Genomic DNA, 17,064 nt, shown 5'->3' with positions numbered 1-17,064 from the left:
GCGAGCCCTTGAAGGCCCGGCCGATCGGCGAACGGGCGGCGCTGACGATGACGGCCTCGGGCATGCGGGCCACTCCACTTCGTTTCGGGGGTACGGGGACGGGACGGTGCCGGGTCATGCGGTGTGGTCGTAGAAGCCGCGGCCGCTCTTCTCGCCGAGCAGGCCGGCGTCGACCATGCGCAGCAGCAGTGGCGGCGGGCTGTACAGGGGCTCCTTGAACTCCTCGTACATCGCCTCGGCGGCGGCCTGGACGGGGACGGGGCCGACCAGGTCGGCCAGGCGCAGCGGGCCCATCGGGTGGGCGCAGCCGAGCACCATGCCGCTGTCGATGTCGTCGGCCGAGGCGAGGCCGGACTCCATCATCCGGACGGCCGACAGCAGGTAGGGGATCAGCAGGGCGTTCACCACGAAGCCGGCGCGGTCGCGGGCCCGGACGACGGTCTTGCCGAGCAGGTCGGTGGCGAAGTGTTCGGCCTGCCGGAGCGTGTCGTCCGAGGTGAGCAGGGAGGGGACGAGTTCGACGAGCCGGAGCACCGGTACGGGGTTGAAGAAGTGGATGCCGATCACCCGCTCGGGGCGGCGGGTGGCGGTGCCGAGCTTCATGATCGGGATGGAGGAGGTGTTGGAGGCGAGGACGGCGTCCGGTGCCTCCACGACGCGGTCCAGTACGGCGAAGAGTTCGGTCTTGAGGGCTTCGTCCTCGGCCACGGCCTCGACGACCAGCTGCCGGTCGGCGAATTCCTCGATGCGGGTGGTGAAGGTGAGCCGCGCGAGGGCGGTTTCGGCGTCCGTTCCGTCGAGCCGGCCGCGGGTGACCGCGCGCTGCATCGATGCGGCGATCCGCTGCCGGCCGCGGTCGGCGGCCTCGGGGCTGTGCTCGGCGATCAGCACGTCGAGGCCCGCGCGGGCGCAGACCTCCGCGATTCCCGCCCCCATGAGGCCGCAGCCGACGACGCCGATCCGACTTGTTCCCATGCCGTTCCTCTCGAGATCGTGCCGCGCCGTTGCCCGGGTGGCATCCGGCGGGTGGCTCGGTCCCGCGACCGTATGGCACTTGGTGCCGTCACGTAAAGGTACTCAGTGCCAAAGCGCTCACGTTTTGCACCCAGTTGCACAAGTGGCCCCCGGCGGTCTACAAAGGGCGCACGACGACCCCGCCCTGGAGGCCCCGGATGACCGCCTACCCCCGCCTGCTGAGCCCGCTCGACCTGGGCTTCACCACGCTGCCCAACCGGGTGGTCATGGGCTCGATGCACGTCGGCCTGGAGGAGGCGCCCGACGGCTTCGAGCGGATGGCCGCCTTCTACGCGGAGCGCGCCCGCGGCGGCGTCGGCCTGATCGTCACCGGCGGCATCGCCCCCAACGAGGCCGGCCGCCCGTGGGAGGGCGGCGCCATGCTGGCCACCGAGGAGGAGGCCGCCCGGCACCGGGTGGTCACCGACGCGGTGCACGCCGCCGGCGGCCGGATCGCCATGCAGATCCTGCACTTCGGCCGGTACGCCTACCACCAGGACCTGGTCGCGCCCAGCCCGCTCAAGGCGCCGATCAGCCCCTTCACCCCGAACGAGCTCACCGACGAGCAGGTCGAGCAGACGATCGAGGACTTCGCCCGCTGCGCCGAGCTCGCCCGCGCGGCCGGGTACGACGGCGTCGAGATCATGGGCTCCGAGGGCTACCTGATCAACGAGTTCATCGCCGCCCCCACCAACCACCGCACCGACCGCTGGGGCGGCTCCTACGAGAACCGGATGCGCTTCCCGGTCGAGATCGTCCGCCGGGTCCGCGAGCGGGTCGGCGAGGACTTCATCCTGGTCTACCGGCTCTCCATGCTCGACCTCGTCCCCGGCGGCTCGACCCTCGCCGAGGTGGTGCAGCTCGCCAAGGCGGTCGAGGCGGCCGGCGCGACCATCATCAACACCGGCATCGGCTGGCACGAGGCCCGCATCCCCACCATCGCCACCTCGGTGCCGCGCGGCGCCTTCACCTGGGTGACCCGCAAGGTGATGGGCTCGGTCGGCATCCCGCTGGTCACCAGCAACCGGATCAACACCCCCGAGCTGGCCGAGCAGATCCTCGCCGACGGCCACGCCGACCTGGTCTCGATGGCCCGGCCGCTGCTCGCCGACCCCGACTTCGTCGCCAAGGCCGCCGTCGGCACCCCCGAGGCCGTCAACACCTGCATCGGCTGCAACCAGGCCTGCCTGGACCACACCTTCAGCCTCAAGATCACCTCCTGCCTGGTCAACCCGCGGGCCTGCCACGAGACCGAGCTCGTCCTCTCCCCCACCAAGCTGCGCAAGCGGATCGGCGTGGTCGGCGCCGGCCCGGCCGGCCTCGCCTTCGCGGTCTCCGCCGCCGAACGCGGCCACGCCGTCACCCTCTACGACGCGGCCGACACCGTCGGCGGGCAGCTCAACGTCGCCCGCAAGGTTCCCGGCAAGCAGGAGTTCGACGAGACCGTCCGCTACTACCGCCACCAGCTGGACGCCCGCGGGGTCGAGCTGCGCCTGGGCACCACGGCGACCGCCGGGGCGCTGGCCGCCGAGGGCTACGACGAGGTCGTCCTCGCCACCGGCGTCACCCCGCGCGTCCCGGACATCGAGGGCGTCGACCACCCGAGCGTCGTCGGCTACCTGGACGTGCTCCGCGACGGGGCGCCGGTCGGCGAGCGGGTCGCGATCCTCGGCGCCGGCGGCATCGGCTTCGACGTCGCCGAGTTCCTCACCGACCCGGGCGAGCAGGCCGCCCACAACGCCGACGTCTTCTTCGCCCAGTGGGGCGTGGACACCGACCACACCACTCCGGGCGGCCTCGCCGAGCCGGTGCGCAGCGCCTCCCCGCGCCGCGTCCACCTGCTGCAGCGCAAGACCGGCAAGGTCGGCGCCGGCCTCGGCAAGACCACCGGCTGGATCCACCGCACCGAGCTCAAGCACCGCGGTGTCACCACCGTCGCCGGCGCCACCTACAAGCTGATCGACGACCGGGGCCTGCACTTCGAACTCGACGGCGAGCCGCAGCTGCTGCCGGTCGACACCGTGGTGCTGTGCACCGGTCAGGAGCCGCGCCGCGACCTGCACGAGGAGCTGCGCGCGCTCGGCATCGAGGCGCACCTGATCGGCGGGGCCGACGTCGCGGCCGAGCTCGACGCCAAGCGCGCCATCGACCAGGGCACCCGCCTCGCCGCGGCGCTCTGACGGACGACGGGGACGCGGACAGGGCCGGGAACGGGGTCAGGGCGCGAGCGGGCTGAACGTGTGCAGCTCGCCGTGCCCGTCCTCGACGACGCCGTAGGAGGACTCGGGCACCTCGTGCCAGGCGCCCTCCAGGTCGCCGAGCGGCTCGGAGACCACGACCCGCGTCCCGTCCGCCACCTCCTGCAGCGCCTCGATCTCCGGGTGGAGGGTGCGCAGGGTGCGGACGTCGGTGCTGAAGAAGAGCGAGCGGGAGTGGCGCTCGGTGGAGTAGCGGAAGGCCCACAGCCGGTGGCCGTCGGAGACCGCGACCGTCATCTGCAGCGGGTCGGGGACGCCGTGGCGCTGCGCGACCGCCTCGATCGTGCCGATCATCCGCTCGACGGCGCGCGGAGCGTCGTCCTGCAGCCCGAAGGTCAGCGCCACGTAGAACATCAGCTCCGAGTCGGTGGACCCCTCGATGAACGGGTACAGCGTCGGGTCCACGGTGAGCGCCAGGTCGCGCTTGAGCTCCGGGAAACCGCTGATCGCACCGTTGTGCATCCACAGCCAGCGGCCGTACCGGAAGGGGTGGCAGTTGCTCTGCTGCACGGCCGTGCCGGTGGAGGCCCGGATGTGCGCCAGGAAGAGCGGCGAGCGGACGCAGCGGGAGAGTTCGAGCAGGTTGCGGTCGCTCCAGGCCGGTCCGGTGGCGTGGAAGATCGCGGGCTCGGCACCGTCGGTGCCGCCGCCGATGTCCGGGTACCAGCCGACGCCGCAGCCGTCGCCGTTGGTGGTCTCGACGCCCATCCGGGCGTGGCGGCTCTGGTCGATCAGGGAGTGCCGGGGCTTGTAGAGCAGCTCCGCCAGCGCGATCGGCGACCCGGAGTAGGCCAGCCATCTGCACATGTCCTCACCGTCCCCTCGCGGGCGCACCGGGCGGCCGGGCGGACCGGCCGCGGACCCGTCACCCGCCTTCCACGGTAGGCGGGGCCGGACGGACGGACCCCCCGGACGGCGGACCGGAATGCAGGGTGAGGACCTCGTCGGTGCCGGTCACCGCCAGCAGCCGGCGCAGCTGGTCCGGCACGTTCTCCAGCTGCAGGGTGCTGCCCCGGTCGCGGGCCTGCCGATCGGCGTCCAGCAGCACGTTGAGGCCGCTGGAGTCGCAGAACGCGACCGCCGCGAGGTCGACCCGGACGGCCGGCGGCGCACTGCGCGAGGCCCACGGCTGCCGCAGCGCGTCGGCCAGCCGCGGCGCGGTCTCGCGGTCGATCGTGCCCGCGACGCGCACCAGCGGGCCGCCCGCCTGGGCCAGCACGACGACCGTGAGGTGGGACGGTGTCCGGACCATCTCGGAACGCTCCCTTCGCCCCCGCCACACTCCACGGTAGGCCGCGCCGGCGGACCGGGCCGTGCGGCAACCGTCGGCCGCGGCCGTCGTGCGGGCCGTCGTGCGGAGCGGGAGCTGTCAGGGGCCGTCGATCAGCCGCTGCAGCGCCGGGGCGCAGAGGTCGGCGAGCCGCTCGGGAGCGGTCTGCTCACCGGCGCCGCCGTCCCGGTGGATGCTCAGCGTGGCACCCAGGCCGAGCAGCTGTCCGAGGATCAGCTCGGCGCGCAACTCGGCGTCCGGGCCGTCCAGCCGGTCCGTGAGGCGGCGGGTCGCCTGGTCCCGGAACCGGACCCTGATCACCGTCCGCTCGTCGGCCATGCCGAGCGAGAGGACGACCCGCAGCAGCGGGTCGGTGTGGCGCTCCCGCCGGACGCGGACCAGCGTGAGCACCATGTGGCGGCCCAGCCGCTCCAGCGGGGCGTCGAGCAGTTCGTCGAGGTCCGCGGAGAAGTCCGCGGTCTGTGCGAAGAGCTCCTCCTTGCTGCCGAAGAGTTTGACGATCAGCGAGGCGCTGACCTCGGCCTCGGCGGCGATGCCGCGCAGCGTGACCTGCGCGTACGGCTGGAGGGCGAAGGCCCTGCGGGCGGCGCGCAGGATCGCCTGCCGTCCGCCACCGGTGATGGGGTCGGTGGTGTGGTCGGTCATGCCCGGCCCTCCCCGACCGCCGCGGACTCCCGGCCTGCGGCGGCCGGCCCGTCCGCCGCACCGATGGCCGCCGGGCGCTGCCGGCCGGGCAGGGCGAGCGTGACCAGCAGCGCCAGCACGGCGGCCGCGGCGGCGACCAGGAAGACGACCAGGTAGGCGTGGAGGGTCGGGGCGGTGCGTCCGCCGACCCGGAAGGTCAGGTTGGCGAGGACGGCGGCGACCACGGCGCTGCAGACGGCCTGGCCGAGCGAGCGCATCAGGGTGTTGAGGCCGTTCGCCGCTCCCGTCTCGGAGGCCGGCACCGCCCGGATCACCAGGGCGGGCAGCGCGCTGTAGGCGATGGCGGTGCCGGCGGAGACGACCGTCGCCCCGGCGATGATCATCCACAGCTGGTGGCTGGTGAAGAACCGGACGACGTAGCCGACCGCCATCACGCCCGCCGCCACCGCCAGGGTCACCTTCGGTCCGAAGGCGGCGGAGATCCGCGCCGAGACCGGCGAGAGCGCCACCATCGTGAGGCCGCCGGGCAGCAGGCACAGGCCGCTGACCACGATGGACGCGCCCAGTCCGTACCCGGTGCTCTTCGGCTCCTGCACCATCTGTGCGGTGACCAGCGAGTTCGCGTAGAAGGCGAAGCCGATCAGCAGGGCGGCGACGTTGGCGAGCAGCACCGCGGGGCGGGCCGAGACCCGCACGTCCACCATCGGGCTGGGGTGACGCAGTTCGTGGCGCAGCCAGAGCGGGGCCAGCACGACGGCCACGGTGACCAGGCCGAGGGTACGGCCGGAGGTCCAGCCCCACTGGGTGCCCTGGGTGACCGCCAGCAGCAGCGCCACCAGCACGGCGGAGAGGCCGAGCGCGCCCAGCACGTCGAAGCGGCCGGCGGTGCGCACCGGGGACTCGGGGACCCGCCACAGCACCAGGGCCATGTCCAGCAGGCCCAGACCGGCGGACACCCAGAACATGGTGTGCCAGTCCGCGTGCTCGACGACCAGTGCGGCGGCCGGCAGGCCGACGGCGGCGCCGATGCCGAGCGTGGAGCTCATCAGTGCGACGGACGGGAGCACCCGGGCGGGCGGCAGTTCGTCGCGCATGATGCTGATGCCCAGCGGCACCACGGCCAGCGCCGCGCCCTGCAGGGCGCGGCCCGCGATGAGGACGCCGATGTGGGAGCTCACCGCGCACAGCGCCGAACCGAGCACGAGCACGCCGAGCGAGGCGAGCAGGACGCGGCGCTTGCCGTACATGTCGCCGATCCGGCCGAGCAGCGGGGTGCAGACCGCGCCGGTGAGGAGGGTGACGGTGACCAGCCAGCTCGCGGCGGTCGGGGTGCTGCCGGTCAGCTGCGGGACGTGCGGGAGCAGCGGCACCACCAGCGTCTGCATGACGGCGACGACCACGCCGCAGAAGGCGAGGATGCCGACGAGGTACGGAGGTGCGGATGGCTCGGTGCCGGGTGGCCCGGTCTCGGTCATGGTGCTCCCTGATCGACAGCCGGGGACTGGTGTACACGTGTTCACCCCAGGGTAAACGTCTGTGCACCCGGGCGGGTGAGCGGGGTACGGGTGGGGCCGGATCGCGGCCTGCGAGAGCGGCGGCCGCTGGCACCTCGCGACCGGCAACGGCTACTTCGGCGGCCTGCAGTTCGACCGGACCGCCTGGCAGGCCAACGACGGGACGGCGTTCGCACCGTGCGCCGACCTGGCCACCCGCGAGCAGCAGATCGCCGTCGCCGAACGGCTGGCGGCGCGCCGGGGGCTGCGGCCGTGGCCGGTCTGCGGCAGCCGCGGGGCAGCACCGGCCGTTGCACCGGAGGCGGAGGCGCCCGCACCGGCCGCGGCTGCGCCGGCCGCCGGACCGGAGGCCGTGCAGGCCGAACCGGAGCCGCAGTGGACGGTCCAGGAGGGCGAGGACCTGGCCGGCATCGCCGAGGCCCAGGGGGTCTCCGGCGGCTGGCAGGCCCTGCACGAGCTGAACCGCGACCTCATCGGCGGCGACCCGGACCTCGTCGTCCCCGGCCAGGTCCTCCGGCTCCCCGCGTAGGCCGTGCCTGCACAGGTCGTCCCTGCACAGGCCGTCGCCGCAAGCCCGTTCCCCACACAGGCCGTCCCTGCACAGGCCCCCGGGGGATCCTGGGGATCCGTCGGACGTCAGGCCGAGGCCTGGTAGGCGGTCATCCGCTCGAACAGGCCGCGCGGGGCGTCGGCGGCGAAGCAGAGGTCGAGGTTGTCGGCGGACTCCGCGGCGGCCGCCTCGCTCCGTGGGAAGAGCTCGCGCTCGTAGGCGGCGAGCGCGGCCTCGGTGTCGCCCGGGTGGGCGACGATCGCGGCGGCGAGCTCCGCACCGTCCAGCATGGCGAGGTTGGCGCCCTCGCCGGCGAAGGGCGACATCAGGTGGGCGGCGTCACCGAGCAGGGTGACGCCGGGGGTCCGCGGCCAGCGGTGCCCGATCGGCAGGGCGTGGATCGGCCGTGGCACGAGGGCTCCCTCGGCGTCGGCGATCAGTGCCCGGAGCCGCTCGTCCCAGCCGTCGAAGTGTGCGAGGACCCCGGCGCGGGCGGCACCGGCGTCGGTGAAGTCGATGCCGCCCGCCCAGTCCTCGGGGACCCGCAGGGCGGCGTAGCCGTGTACGGTGCCGTCGTTCTCGAGGTGGGTGAGCAGGCCGCGGTCCTCGCCGAGCGCGAACATCATGCCGCGCCCGGTGAGGCCGAGCGTCGCGGCGTGGGCGGCGGAGGTCGCGGGCAGGTCCGTCTCGACGAAGGAGATGCCGGTGTAGGCGGGGACGGCCGCCGAGACCAGTGGCCGGATCCGCGACCACGCGCCGTCCGCGCCGACCAGCAGGTCGGTGGTGAGGACGCCGCCGTCGGCGAGCCGGACTTCGTGCCGCCCGTCGCCGAGCGGCCGGGCGCCGGTCACCTTGGCGCCCCAGCGGACGGTGCCGGCGGGCAGCGAGTCGAGCAGGATGCGGCGCAGCTCGTTGCGGTTGACCTCGGGCCGGCCGCCCTCGTCGCCCTCGTCGTCGGCCATCAGGACGCTGCCGTGCCGGTCGACGATGCGCATCGCCTGGCCGCCGGGGTGGACGATCGCGAGGAACTCCTCGTACAGGCCGGCGGCGCGCAGCGCGACCTGGGCCGAGTCCTCGTGCAGGTCGAGCATGCCGCCCTGGTGGCGGGCGGTCGGCGAGGCGTCCAGGTCGAGGACGATCGCGTCGATGCCGTGGACGTGCAGCACCCGGGCGAGGGTCAGGCCGCCGAGTCCGGCGCCGACGACGGTGATCGGGTGGTGGGTGGTGGTGGTCATGGCGGAACTCCTGACAGGGGTGCGGGCGGAGGCGGCGACGGGGCGGGCGCGGCGGTTCAGCGCGGGGTGTGCAGCACGCCGTTGAGCAGGACGCGGAAGCCCCAGGCGAGCCGCGCCTCGCCGGGGCCGGCGAGCAGGTCGGCGCCGAGGGCGGCGAGCTGCGGGCGGGTGTCCGCGGTGGCGCCGCGCACGGCGGCGGCGAGTGCGTCCCAGTCCTCGGCGCGGGTGCCGTCCCCGCTCGCGGCGCCGGCCCGCGGGGCGTGTTCGGCGGCGGTGGCGGTGGCGAACTGCAGCAGCAGGTCCAGCGCCCAGGACGCCCGGTCGCCGGGGACACCGCCCTCGGCGAGCAGGGCGAGCACCGCCTCCACCAGGTCGAGGTAGCGCTCGCCGGAGGGGCGGGCCACCAGCGCCGACTGGGCGAGGCCGGGGTGCGCGAAGAGCAGGTCGGTGTACGAGGTGAGGACCGCGACCAGGCGGTCCTGCCAGTCCCCGGGCGTGGTGACGGGGGTGAGGTCGACGGAGCCGAGCAGGTCGTCGAGGACGGCGGCGTGCAGCTCGGCGGTGTTGCGGACGTAGACGTACAGCGAGGCGGGGCCGGTGTCGAGCTCCTGCGCCAGGCGGCGCATGGTGACCCGCTGGAGGCCCTCGGATCGCATCAGCTCCACGGCCGTGGCGACGATCCCGGAGCGGCTCAGCGCGGGCTTGGCGGGTCGTTCGCGGCGGCTGCGCGGGGCGTCGGGGTGTGCGGTCATGCCTCCACCGTAACGAACATGTTCGTAACAAACAAGCTCGTGACGAACATGTTCGTCCTGGCCCGGCGACGGGCCGCCGCGTTCCACCGCCCCGGCGGCGCCCCCGGACTACGATCGGGCCATGGTCGCTCGCACGCCCGCCCGGGCGGACTCGCTGCTCTCGCTCTGGTCCAAGGACTCCGTGCTGTCGATCGCCTCGACCGGCTCGGCCCTCTCCATCGGGTCCGTCGGCTCGGTGCTCTCGGTCGGCTCGGTCGGCAGCGCGCTGTCCGCCGGTTCCATCGGCTCGGCCCTCTCGCTGGTCTCGGTCGGCTCCTGGCTGAGCACCGGCTCGCTGCTCTCCGCACGCTCCTGCTGGTCGGTGCTCTCCTGGCGCTCCTCCCGCGGGGTGATGGCCGCCGGCGCCGTCGCGGCGGTCGCCGCCGCGGCAGTGCTCGCCGGCCGCCGAACCAGCCGGCCCTGAACCGCCCGACCCCGAACCGGCCGGCCCCGAACCGGCCGGCCCCGAACCGGCCGGCCCCGAACCGGCCGCCGCGACAGGGTCGGGTACGGCCTCGGGGACGGCCCCGGGGGGCGCCGGGGTGACGGACCGGCAGGCCGGTACGACCTCGACGCGCCGATGCGGGAGGTTCAGGCGCTCGTCGGCGACCGACGGCACGGCCCGGGCGCCCGTGCGGGCGCCGACGGAGTGTCAGCAGTGTGTCAAAGGTCGGCTGCTCTCCCTGCCAGGGTGGGCGATTGCCCTGGTCGGGCCGTGGCCCGAGACTCTAGGGACGTCGGCGGGCCGCCAGGTCCGGCCGACGCTCCGGGGGGCCACCGTGCCGGCGACACGCGTCGACGGCCGGCTGGGGCGTGCGCCCAGGCGACCCGGGCACCGTGACTCCGCCGGCCGACCCCCACCGAGGTGACGATGACCGCCCTGTCCCTGAGCAAGCCCAGGCGGGTGCGCCTGCTGCCGCTGGTCGCACTGATCTTCTTCAGCGTCTCGGGCGGCGCGTACGGCATCGAGGAGCTGTTCTCCACCTCGGGACCGGGCATCGCCCTGCTGCTGATCGTGGTGACCCCGCTGATCTACAGCGTGCCGCACGCCCTGGTCTGCGCCGAACTCGGCACCGCGATACCGGTCGAGGGCGGCTACTACCACTGGGTCAAGCGCGGCCTCGGCAGGTTCTGGGGCTTCCAACAGGGCCTGCTGCAGTGGATCTGCAGCTTTGTCGACATGGCGCTGTACCCGGTGCTCTTCACCAGCTACCTGCAGAGCGTCGCGGGCTTCGTCGCCCCGGGCAAGCACGTGCTCTTCCGGCTCGGCCACTTCCAGTTCGACCTGAACTGGTTCATCTGCCTCGCGGTGATCACCGCCTTCACCCTGCTCAACCTGCTCGGGGCCGGCTGGGTCGGCGAGTCCTCGGTGGCCTTCGCCGCCATCTGCCTGACACCCATGCTGATCCTCACCGTCGTCGGCGCGGCCCGCCTGTTCGGCGACGGCACCGACCCGGTGGCCGCCGTCACCGCCACCACCGACCGGTCCGCCTGGACGGCCTTCGGCGCCGGCCTGTTCATCGTGATGTGGAACTACTCCGGCTGGGACAGCGTGTCCAACGTCGCCGGGGAGATGGAGAATCCGCGCAAGCACCTGCCCAAGGCGCTGGCGGTCTCGGTGCTGCTCATCATGGTCGGCTACCTGCTGCCGTCGATCGCCGCCCTCGCCACCGGCACCGACGGGGACGCCGGCTGGAAGAGCTGGGAGGCCGGGTCGTTCTCCGCGGTGGCCCGCGAACTCGCCGGCCCCTGGCTGCAGTTGGCGGTGACCGTGGGCGGCATGTTCGCCGCCGTCGCGATGTTCTCCGCCCTGTTGGCCTCCAACTCCCGACTGCCGCTGGTCCTCGCCCAGGACGGCTACTTCCCGCAGTGGGTGGCCAAGGAGAGCAAGCGCCACCGGGCCCCCGTCGTCTCCATCGTCGGCTCCGCCGCCGTCTACGCACTGTTCTGCCTGAGCAGCTTCGCCAACCTGGTGATCTTCGACGTCTTCCTCACCAACATCGGCATCCTGCTGGAGGTCGCCGCGCTGATCGCCCTGCGCATCCGCGAACCCGGACTCGAGCGCCCGTACCGCATCCCCGGCGGGGCGTTCGGCATCGCCGGCATCGTGGTCTGCCTGCTCGGCATCTCGGTGTGGGCCGCCTGGCAGCAGTACCTGGAGAGCGGCACCCAGGCGGTGACCTACGGCGTGGTCGTCGTCGGCGGCTCGGTCCTGCTCTACCCGCCGCTCGCCAGGCTCCGGGACCGCCGGCTGCGGCTCGCCGGGACGGACCTCCCGGCCGAGGCCGCGGGCGCGTCCTCGGCCGCCTGACGACCGGCCGGCTCCCCCACTGCCCGCCCGCCGCGGCCCGACCCGGGCGGCGGCGGCCCGCCTGCCCGGACGACGGACCGTCACCCGGGAGACGCCACGCATGAGTACCCCAGCATCGCCGCCCGAAGCGGAGCGGACCGGCGCGCCGCCCGTCCGGATCGGTGCCCTCGTCCCGCTGACCCGGCCCGGCTGGGTCGAGGCGGGCCGGCACCTGCTCGCCGGACTCGACCTGGCCGCCCGCGAGGCCAACGGCTCCGGCGGGATCGCCGGAAGGCCGCTCGAACTGCTCGTCCGGGACACCGCGGCCGACCCGCAGCGGGCCACGGCGGCCGTGGACGAACTGGACCGCCTGGGCGTGGCCGCCCTCGTGGGCGAGTACCACAGCGTCGTCGCCCGCGCCGCCGCGGCCAGGGCCGACGCGCTCGGCCTGCCGTTCCTCTGCTCGTCGGCCGTCCTCGACGCGCTCACCGATCGGCCGACCGAGGTGGTCGCCCGCCTCGCCCCGGCCCAGTCCCACGGCTGGCGGACCTACGCGGACTTCCTCCTCGGCGCGGGCCACCGCAGCATCGCCGTCGCGGCCGAGCCGAGCGTCTACTGGGCGACCGGGACGGGCATCCTGCGGGACCGTCTCGCCGCGCGCGGGGCGACCGTCGCCGAGTGCGACATGCGGGCGCTCTCCCCCGCCGACCTGTGCGAGGAGCTCGCCGACCGGCGGACGACCGCCCTCCTGCTGCTGGTCGGGTACCCGGAGCCGGCGGTGCCGATCGTCCGGGCCGTCCGCCGCGACCCGCGCCTCGCCGGGGTCCTCGTCGGCGCTCCCGCCGGGCAGCCGGAGTTCCCCGCATGGGCGGCGCTGCTGGGCGAGGACGGCGCCGGGATCCCGTTCCTGCGCTACCTGCCCGAACGGCTCGGCCCGCTCGGCACCCGGGTCGGGGCGGCCCTCCGCGAACGGCTGGGCGAGGCCCCCTCCTTCGTCGCCTTCGAGGGCTACGACACGATCGCCGTCCTGACCGAGGTGCTGCGCACCCGCGGCACCGAACGGACCGGCGTCTCCGGGGCCTGGCCGCACGTCGCGGTCGAGGGCACCCGCGGAACGATCCGGTTCTCCCGGGTGCCGGGCATCGGCGTACGGCAGTGGGCCTGGCCGCCGGTCCAGGTCGTCGACCGGGATCCTGCGGCCCCCGACCGCTTCCGCGTCCTTCACTCCGGCTGAGGGCTCCCGGCCCCGGCGGGACGGGCACCGCGGCCGCGCAGACGGCGGGCCGTCTCCGTCAGACCGAAGCCGTCGGCCCACTCCAGTGCCGTCCGGCCCCTCGTCCGGGCCTCGATGTCGGCCCCGGCGTCCAGCAGCAGGTCGAGGGCGGCCGGGTGGCCGGCCCGGCCCGCCGTCGCGGCCAGGACGAGGGGCAGGTGGCCGAGCCCGTTCCGGGCATCGGGGTGGACGCCGGCCGCCAGCAGCACCCGGACGACGGCGGTGTGCCCGGACGCGGCCGCCAGGCAGAGCGGGGTCGTCTCGCGGTACTCGCCGATCGGCTGCTCCGGGTCGGCCCCGGCCGCCACCAGCCGGGCCACCTCGGCGGCGCGGCCCCGGCGTACGGCCTCCTCCAACGGGATCGGCGCGGCCAGGCGGACGTCCGCGTACAGGGCGCCGTAGTGGGCGGTGAGCAGGTCCGCACAGTGATCGGCGTGCAGGTGCGAGATCCAGATCGCGTCCAACTCGTCCAGCCGGGCGTGGCGTTGCAACGGGCCGAGCGTCCCGCTGCCCGCGTCCACCCACACCTGCCCGCCCCCGCAGGACACCAGGTAGCCGGAACACGGGTTGTCCGCGGCCGGATACGGGGGCGCGGAGCCCAGCACCGTGAGGCGGAGAAGGTCGTTTCCCATCCCGGGAGCCTAGAACACGCGGTCCACCGGATCCGAGCCGATTCCGGGCGCGCAGCCCCCGCCCCGGCGGGCCGCAAAACCTGTGGAACCTCAGGCGGTGAGCGGTGAGGATCGGCCGATGACCACTGATCCTTCTGCTCCTTCTGTAGCCGAGGCCGCCGCCGCGGACCGCGAAGCACTGCGGACCGTCCTCGGCCGTCCGCTCCCCCACGACTGGCCGGACGGGGCCTGGGCCGCGGGCCGCCGCGTCACCGTCGTCGGCGACGAGGCGTTCGAGGGGCCGTGGCAGCGGGAGTTCCGCGGGACGATCGACGGCTTCGCCGCGCCGCAGCCGATCGAGCACCGCCGCGCCCGCCCCGGCGACCTGGCGTACTGGATCGCCTTCGACGAGCCCGAGTACGACGTCGACGGGGACGGCCCGTACCGCAAGGCCCTGATCTGGGAGCACCACCTGCGCCCCGATCCCGAGCCGGCGGAGGGCTGACGGGCGGTCACGGCCCGGTGCGGCCGGCGGCCGGTACGATGCACGCCGGACGACCGGGGGGAGCCGCGGTGTACTGGGTCGGGCTGGCGTTGTGCGTGTTGTTCGGCGGTGAACTGGGGGCGGTGGCCGCGGGCATCGCGGACACCAGCGTTCCGCTGATCGTGATCAGCGCGAACCTGGCGCCGTGGACGGCGATGCTCGGATTCGCGCTGCTGCTCGCGGGCCGCCGGCGGCGGCAGGAGGCCGTGGCGGGCCCGGTGCGGACGGAGGCCGCGATGGCCCGGATCGAGTCGTCCCGGGCGGTCGGCGAGGGCCCGGAGATCCCGCTGCAGCTGGATCTGACGGTGGCACCGACGGGCCGTTCCGCGTACCGGGCGCACGCCACGGCCGTGGTGAACCTGATGGACCTGGAGGACTACCGGGCCGGCCGGACGGTGGTCGTGGACCACGATCCGGAGCGGCCGTGGGACGTGCGGGTGCGCCGGCGGTCCGGCGCGGAGTTCGCCGGCCGGATCGCCCTCGCCAAGATCGACACCGCACCGGTGGAGACCCGCCGCAGCGCCCCCGCCCGCACCCGCGAAGCGGGCGGCATCCGGCTCGGCCTGCTGGCGGCCCTCGCCGGGGCGCTGCTCTCACTGGTGCCGTTCCACGGCTTCTACGGCTGACGGCTGACGGCATCCGGCGGGACCTCCGCGGGCGTCAGGTGCGCAGGTCGAAGACGCCGTAGGAGAAGCCCTCGGCGCGGATGCGGGAGCCCTCGACGGTGACCCGGTCGACCTCCAGGGGGCGGGCGCCGGACGGGGCGACGCCGGGGGCGAGGGAGGCTTCGGCGGGATCGCGGCGCGGGTTGACGACCACCAGGTGGGTGCCGCCGCGGAGGTAGACGAACGGGTAGCCGCTGTGCAGGACTTCGACTCCGGCGCCGGCGCCCAGGGCGGGGTGTGCGCGGCGCAGCGCGACCAGCCGCCGGACGCGGTGGAGCAGCGAGTCCGGGTCGGCGAGGGCGGCGGCCACGGTGGGGCGGTCCTCGGCCGGGTCGATCGGCAGGTAGAGGCGGTCGGCGGGGGCGGTGGAGAAGCCGGCGTTGGGGCCGTCGTCCCACTGCATGGGGGTGCGGGAGCCCTGGCGGACCTGGCCGTCGTCGAGTTGGGCGCCCTCCTTGTCGGGGGTGCCGGGCACGTACCGCATACCGATCTCGTCGCCGTAGTAGATGGTCGGCAGGGTGGGCCAGGTGAGTTGGAAGGCGAAGGCGGGGGCGGTCATGTCGCGGGTGCGGGTGCCGCAGGCGAGCCGGGAGAAGTCGTGGTTGGCGGTCGGCAGGGCGACGTGGCCGGAACCGGCGACGGCGGCGGACGCGGACTGCCAGGCGGCGAGGAAGGGCTCCATGCTGCCGCCGCCCTCGGGGGCGAAGTAGCAGGGGGCGGTGCCCCAGTCGGCGCGGTGGCTGCCCTGGGCGTTGCCCCAGAGGGAGCGGAGCGCGTCGCCGACGAAGTGCAGGAAGAAGTCGGCGTGGAAGCCGGCCGGGACGGAGACCGCGGGGTCTCCCCATTCGGCGACGAGGGCGCAGTCGGGGTAGGTGGTGTCGATCCACTCGCGCATCTCGGTCCAGAGCTTGCCGGTCTCGGCGAGCCCGGGGTCGTCCTTGACCAGGGAGAAGGCCATGTCGACGCGGAAGCCGGCGATGCCGCGGTCGAACCAGTACGCCATGATCTCGCGCAGCGCGGCCCGGTTGGCCTGCGGGCCGGGGGCGTCGACGCCCAGCCGCCAGGGTTCGTCGGGGTGGGGGCGGGCGTAGCCGAAGTTGAGGGCGGGCTGCACGGGATAGAAGTTGGCGAGGTAGTAGCCGTCGCGGGCGCCGGGGGCGGGGATCCAGTGCGAGACGGGGGCGCCGATCCGGTCGGACCAGATGTAGCGGTCGTCGTCGGGGTCTGCGGCGGAGGCGGTGAACCAGGGGTGCCGGTGGGAGGTGTGACCGGCCACCAGGTCGAGCATGATGCGGATGCCGCGCCGGCGGGCCTCGGCGACGAGCCGGACGAGGTCGTCGTTGGTGCCGTAGCGCGGGGCGACGGTGAGGTAGTCGGCGACGTCGTAGCCGGCGTCCCCGAAGGGCGAGGTGAAGCAGGGGCTGAACCAGACCACGTCGACGCCGAGCCGTTCCAGGTGGTCGAGGCGGCTCAGCACACCGGGGAAGTCCCCGATGCCGTCGCCGTCGGAGTCGGCGAAGGTCTGCGGATAGATCTGGTAGATCACGGCGTCGGCGAGCCAGGCCGGGGTGCGGCGGCCGGGCGGGGCGGGGACGGGCCGGTGCGGCGGTGTCGGCTGGGTCATCGGAGGCGGTTCTCCTTCGGCGACGGCGAACAGGGGCCTTCAGGGCATGCTGCCAGGCCCCTACCCCCCGGGCCCGTCGTGGACGCGGCCGGGTCGGGTCGCCGGTGCCGAATCGGACACGCGACCCGCCGCCGGGTGGGCCGGGCCGGACGGGCCGGACGGGCCGAGGACGGCGGGTCGCGTGTCGAACGAGGATGTCAGGTGAGGGTGGTGCGGTCGGCCCTCGCGTGGACGGTGAGCCCGTCGCCGTCCACCGAGACGCTGCTCGCGGCCAGGCCGATCGGCAGCTCCGGCAGGGTGCGGTCGCGCTGCTGGAAGACCGCGGCGAAGCGGGTGTCGGCCGGGTCGAGCGGTCGGCCGGCCAGGGTCGCGGTCGCCGGGACGACGGTCACGGTGTGTCCGGTGAGCCGGACGTCGGCGGTGACCTCCAGCGGCAGGCCGAGGACGCTGCGGGCGAGGTGCAGCCAGCCGTGGTCGGCGGTGACGGTGGAGTCCGGGCCGAGTGCGGTGGCCAGTGCGTCGAACGGGACGGTGAACCGTGCCTCGGCGCCGGCCGCCGTGTAGTGGCCGGACCGGTCCGAGACGTCCCGCAGGTCGACCCGGGCGGCCACCGGCAGTCCGGCGGCGGTGTGCGCGTCGGCCCGGACGGTGACGGCCGGGAAGGCGCCGCGGGCCGCCTCCAGCAGGAACGGGAAGCCCTCGACGGTCACCTCCGGCGTGCCGACGACGGCCTGCGGCCGGTCGGCGACGCGGAGGGCG

General features: G+C 74.6%; 17 protein-coding genes and 1 pseudogene. 8 read left to right on the top strand and 10 right to left on the bottom strand.

Annotated elements, in window-relative coordinates; translation table 11 throughout:
- Nucleotides 1-114 precede the first annotated feature (114 nt).
- Complete coding sequence (locus ABD353_RS36350) at nt 115-975, bottom strand: 3-hydroxybutyryl-CoA dehydrogenase (protein ID WP_344627994.1); 861 nt, start codon at nt 973-975, stop codon at nt 115-117.
- Nucleotides 976-1,172: 197 nt separating this feature from the next.
- On the opposite strand from ABD353_RS36350, the gene ABD353_RS36345 reads away from it, so the two are divergent.
- The gene (locus ABD353_RS36345; protein WP_344627993.1) at nt 1,173-3,194 is read left to right on the top strand and encodes an oxidoreductase; all 2,022 of its coding nucleotides are present in this window, start codon (nt 1,173-1,175) and stop codon (nt 3,192-3,194) included.
- 36 nt (nt 3,195-3,230) lie between these two features.
- On the opposite strand, the gene ABD353_RS36340 is transcribed toward ABD353_RS36345, so the two are convergent.
- From ABD353_RS36340 to ABD353_RS36325, 4 genes are all read right to left on the bottom strand, one after another.
- Nucleotides 3,231-4,079: a class II glutamine amidotransferase gene (locus tag ABD353_RS36340; protein WP_344627992.1), complete on the bottom strand. Its 849-nt coding sequence runs from the start codon at nt 4,077-4,079 to the stop codon at nt 3,231-3,233.
- A 58-nt stretch (nt 4,080-4,137) separates the two neighbouring features.
- Nucleotides 4,138-4,524, bottom strand: coding sequence for an STAS domain-containing protein (locus ABD353_RS36335; protein ID WP_344627991.1), 387 nt, complete (start codon nt 4,522-4,524; stop codon nt 4,138-4,140).
- Between the two features lie 117 nt (nt 4,525-4,641).
- On the bottom strand, nt 4,642-5,208 hold the full coding sequence (locus ABD353_RS36330; RefSeq protein ID WP_344627990.1) for a TetR/AcrR family transcriptional regulator: 567 nt from the start codon (nt 5,206-5,208) through the stop codon (nt 4,642-4,644).
- Nucleotides 5,205-6,683 (bottom strand): MFS transporter, encoded by a 1,479-nt coding sequence (locus ABD353_RS36325; protein WP_344627989.1) that lies wholly within the window; start codon nt 6,681-6,683, stop codon nt 5,205-5,207. Before ABD353_RS36325 ends, ABD353_RS36330 begins: the two co-directional genes overlap by 4 nt.
- Before the next feature lie 100 nt (nt 6,684-6,783).
- On the opposite strand from ABD353_RS36325, the pseudogene ABD353_RS40640 reads away from it, so the two are divergent.
- Both ABD353_RS40640 and ABD353_RS36320 read left to right on the top strand, forming a co-directional pair.
- Nucleotides 6,784-6,975: pseudogene (locus ABD353_RS40640) on the top strand (transglycosylase family protein); the annotation flags it as partial.
- Between the two features lie 99 nt (nt 6,976-7,074).
- Nucleotides 7,075-7,251, top strand: coding sequence for a LysM peptidoglycan-binding domain-containing protein (locus tag ABD353_RS36320; RefSeq protein ID WP_344627988.1), 177 nt, complete (start codon nt 7,075-7,077; stop codon nt 7,249-7,251).
- A 107-nt stretch (nt 7,252-7,358) separates the two neighbouring features.
- On the opposite strand, the gene ABD353_RS36315 is transcribed toward ABD353_RS36320, so the two are convergent.
- Both ABD353_RS36315 and ABD353_RS36310 read right to left on the bottom strand, forming a co-directional pair.
- Nucleotides 7,359-8,507: an FAD-dependent oxidoreductase gene (locus ABD353_RS36315; protein ID WP_344627987.1), complete on the bottom strand. Its 1,149-nt coding sequence runs from the start codon at nt 8,505-8,507 to the stop codon at nt 7,359-7,361.
- Between the two features lie 56 nt (nt 8,508-8,563).
- Complete coding sequence (locus ABD353_RS36310; protein ID WP_344627986.1) at nt 8,564-9,259, bottom strand: TetR/AcrR family transcriptional regulator; 696 nt, start codon at nt 9,257-9,259, stop codon at nt 8,564-8,566.
- Between the two features lie 121 nt (nt 9,260-9,380).
- Here ABD353_RS36310 and ABD353_RS36305 point away from each other — a divergent pair, with 121 nt between their 5' ends.
- From ABD353_RS36305 to ABD353_RS36295, 3 genes are all read left to right on the top strand, one after another.
- The gene (locus ABD353_RS36305; protein ID WP_344627985.1) at nt 9,381-9,722 is read left to right on the top strand and encodes a hypothetical protein; all 342 of its coding nucleotides are present in this window, start codon (nt 9,381-9,383) and stop codon (nt 9,720-9,722) included.
- 447 nt (nt 9,723-10,169) lie between these two features.
- Entirely contained in the window at nt 10,170-11,609 is a 1,440-nt protein-coding gene (locus ABD353_RS36300; RefSeq protein ID WP_344627984.1) for an APC family permease, read from the top strand.
- Between the two features lie 100 nt (nt 11,610-11,709).
- A complete protein-coding gene (locus tag ABD353_RS36295; RefSeq protein WP_344627983.1) occupies nt 11,710-12,822 on the top strand; it encodes an ABC transporter substrate-binding protein in 1,113 nt (370 codons plus the stop codon).
- On the opposite strand, the gene ABD353_RS36290 is transcribed toward ABD353_RS36295, so the two are convergent.
- Entirely contained in the window at nt 12,810-13,493 is a 684-nt protein-coding gene (locus ABD353_RS36290) for an ankyrin repeat domain-containing protein (protein ID WP_344627982.1), read from the bottom strand. The two genes, ABD353_RS36295 and ABD353_RS36290, sit on opposite strands and share 13 nt — an antisense overlap.
- 118 nt (nt 13,494-13,611) lie before the next feature.
- On the opposite strand from ABD353_RS36290, the gene ABD353_RS36285 reads away from it, so the two are divergent.
- Both ABD353_RS36285 and ABD353_RS36280 read left to right on the top strand, forming a co-directional pair.
- Nucleotides 13,612-13,977: a ferrous iron transport protein A gene (locus ABD353_RS36285; RefSeq protein WP_344627981.1), complete on the top strand. Its 366-nt coding sequence runs from the start codon at nt 13,612-13,614 to the stop codon at nt 13,975-13,977.
- 68 nt (nt 13,978-14,045) lie between these two features.
- On the top strand, nt 14,046-14,642 hold the full coding sequence (locus ABD353_RS36280) for a hypothetical protein (protein ID WP_344627980.1): 597 nt from the start codon (nt 14,046-14,048) through the stop codon (nt 14,640-14,642).
- Nucleotides 14,643-14,676: 34 nt separating this feature from the next.
- Here the strand turns inward: ABD353_RS36280 and ABD353_RS36275 are convergent, their stop codons facing one another.
- Both ABD353_RS36275 and ABD353_RS36270 read right to left on the bottom strand, forming a co-directional pair.
- The gene (locus ABD353_RS36275; RefSeq protein WP_344627979.1) at nt 14,677-16,305 is read right to left on the bottom strand and encodes an alpha-amylase family glycosyl hydrolase; all 1,629 of its coding nucleotides are present in this window, start codon (nt 16,303-16,305) and stop codon (nt 14,677-14,679) included.
- Nucleotides 16,306-16,502: 197 nt separating this feature from the next.
- Nucleotides 16,503-17,064 (bottom strand): LmeA family phospholipid-binding protein (locus tag ABD353_RS36270; RefSeq protein WP_344627978.1); only part of this gene is annotated, 562 nt, incomplete at its 5' end.

Source organism: Kitasatospora arboriphila (assembly GCF_039528095.1).
Lineage (GTDB): Bacteria > Actinomycetota > Actinomycetes > Streptomycetales > Streptomycetaceae > Kitasatospora > Kitasatospora arboriphila.
Note: the sequence above shows the minus strand (reverse complement) of the source record. Positions and strands in the feature narration are given on the sequence as shown.

Excerpts from the sequence above, each read along its gene's own strand:
- ABD353_RS36350 (WP_344627994.1), bottom strand. The coding sequence starts at position 975 with ATGGGAACAAGTCGGATCGGCGTCGTCGGCTGCGGCCTCATGGGGGCG.
- ABD353_RS36345 (WP_344627993.1), top strand. The coding sequence starts at position 1,173 with ATGACCGCCTACCCCCGCCTGCTGAGCCCGCTCGACCTGGGCTTCACC.
- ABD353_RS36340 (WP_344627992.1), bottom strand. The coding sequence starts at position 4,079 with ATGTGCAGATGGCTGGCCTACTCCGGGTCGCCGATCGCGCTGGCGGAG.
- ABD353_RS36335 (WP_344627991.1), bottom strand. The coding sequence starts at position 4,524 with ATGGTCCGGACACCGTCCCACCTCACGGTCGTCGTGCTGGCCCAGGCG.
- ABD353_RS36330 (WP_344627990.1), bottom strand. The coding sequence starts at position 5,208 with ATGACCGACCACACCACCGACCCCATCACCGGTGGCGGACGGCAGGCG.
- ABD353_RS36325 (WP_344627989.1), bottom strand. The coding sequence starts at position 6,683 with ATGACCGAGACCGGGCCACCCGGCACCGAGCCATCCGCACCTCCGTAC.
- ABD353_RS36315 (WP_344627987.1), bottom strand. The coding sequence starts at position 8,507 with ATGACCACCACCACCCACCACCCGATCACCGTCGTCGGCGCCGGACTC.
- ABD353_RS36310 (WP_344627986.1), bottom strand. The coding sequence starts at position 9,259 with ATGACCGCACACCCCGACGCCCCGCGCAGCCGCCGCGAACGACCCGCC.
- ABD353_RS36305 (WP_344627985.1), top strand. The coding sequence starts at position 9,381 with ATGGTCGCTCGCACGCCCGCCCGGGCGGACTCGCTGCTCTCGCTCTGG.
- ABD353_RS36300 (WP_344627984.1), top strand. The coding sequence starts at position 10,170 with ATGACCGCCCTGTCCCTGAGCAAGCCCAGGCGGGTGCGCCTGCTGCCG.
- ABD353_RS36295 (WP_344627983.1), top strand. The coding sequence starts at position 11,710 with ATGAGTACCCCAGCATCGCCGCCCGAAGCGGAGCGGACCGGCGCGCCG.
- ABD353_RS36290 (WP_344627982.1), bottom strand. The coding sequence starts at position 13,493 with ATGGGAAACGACCTTCTCCGCCTCACGGTGCTGGGCTCCGCGCCCCCG.
- ABD353_RS36285 (WP_344627981.1), top strand. The coding sequence starts at position 13,612 with ATGACCACTGATCCTTCTGCTCCTTCTGTAGCCGAGGCCGCCGCCGCG.
- ABD353_RS36275 (WP_344627979.1), bottom strand. The coding sequence starts at position 16,305 with ATGACCCAGCCGACACCGCCGCACCGGCCCGTCCCCGCCCCGCCCGGC.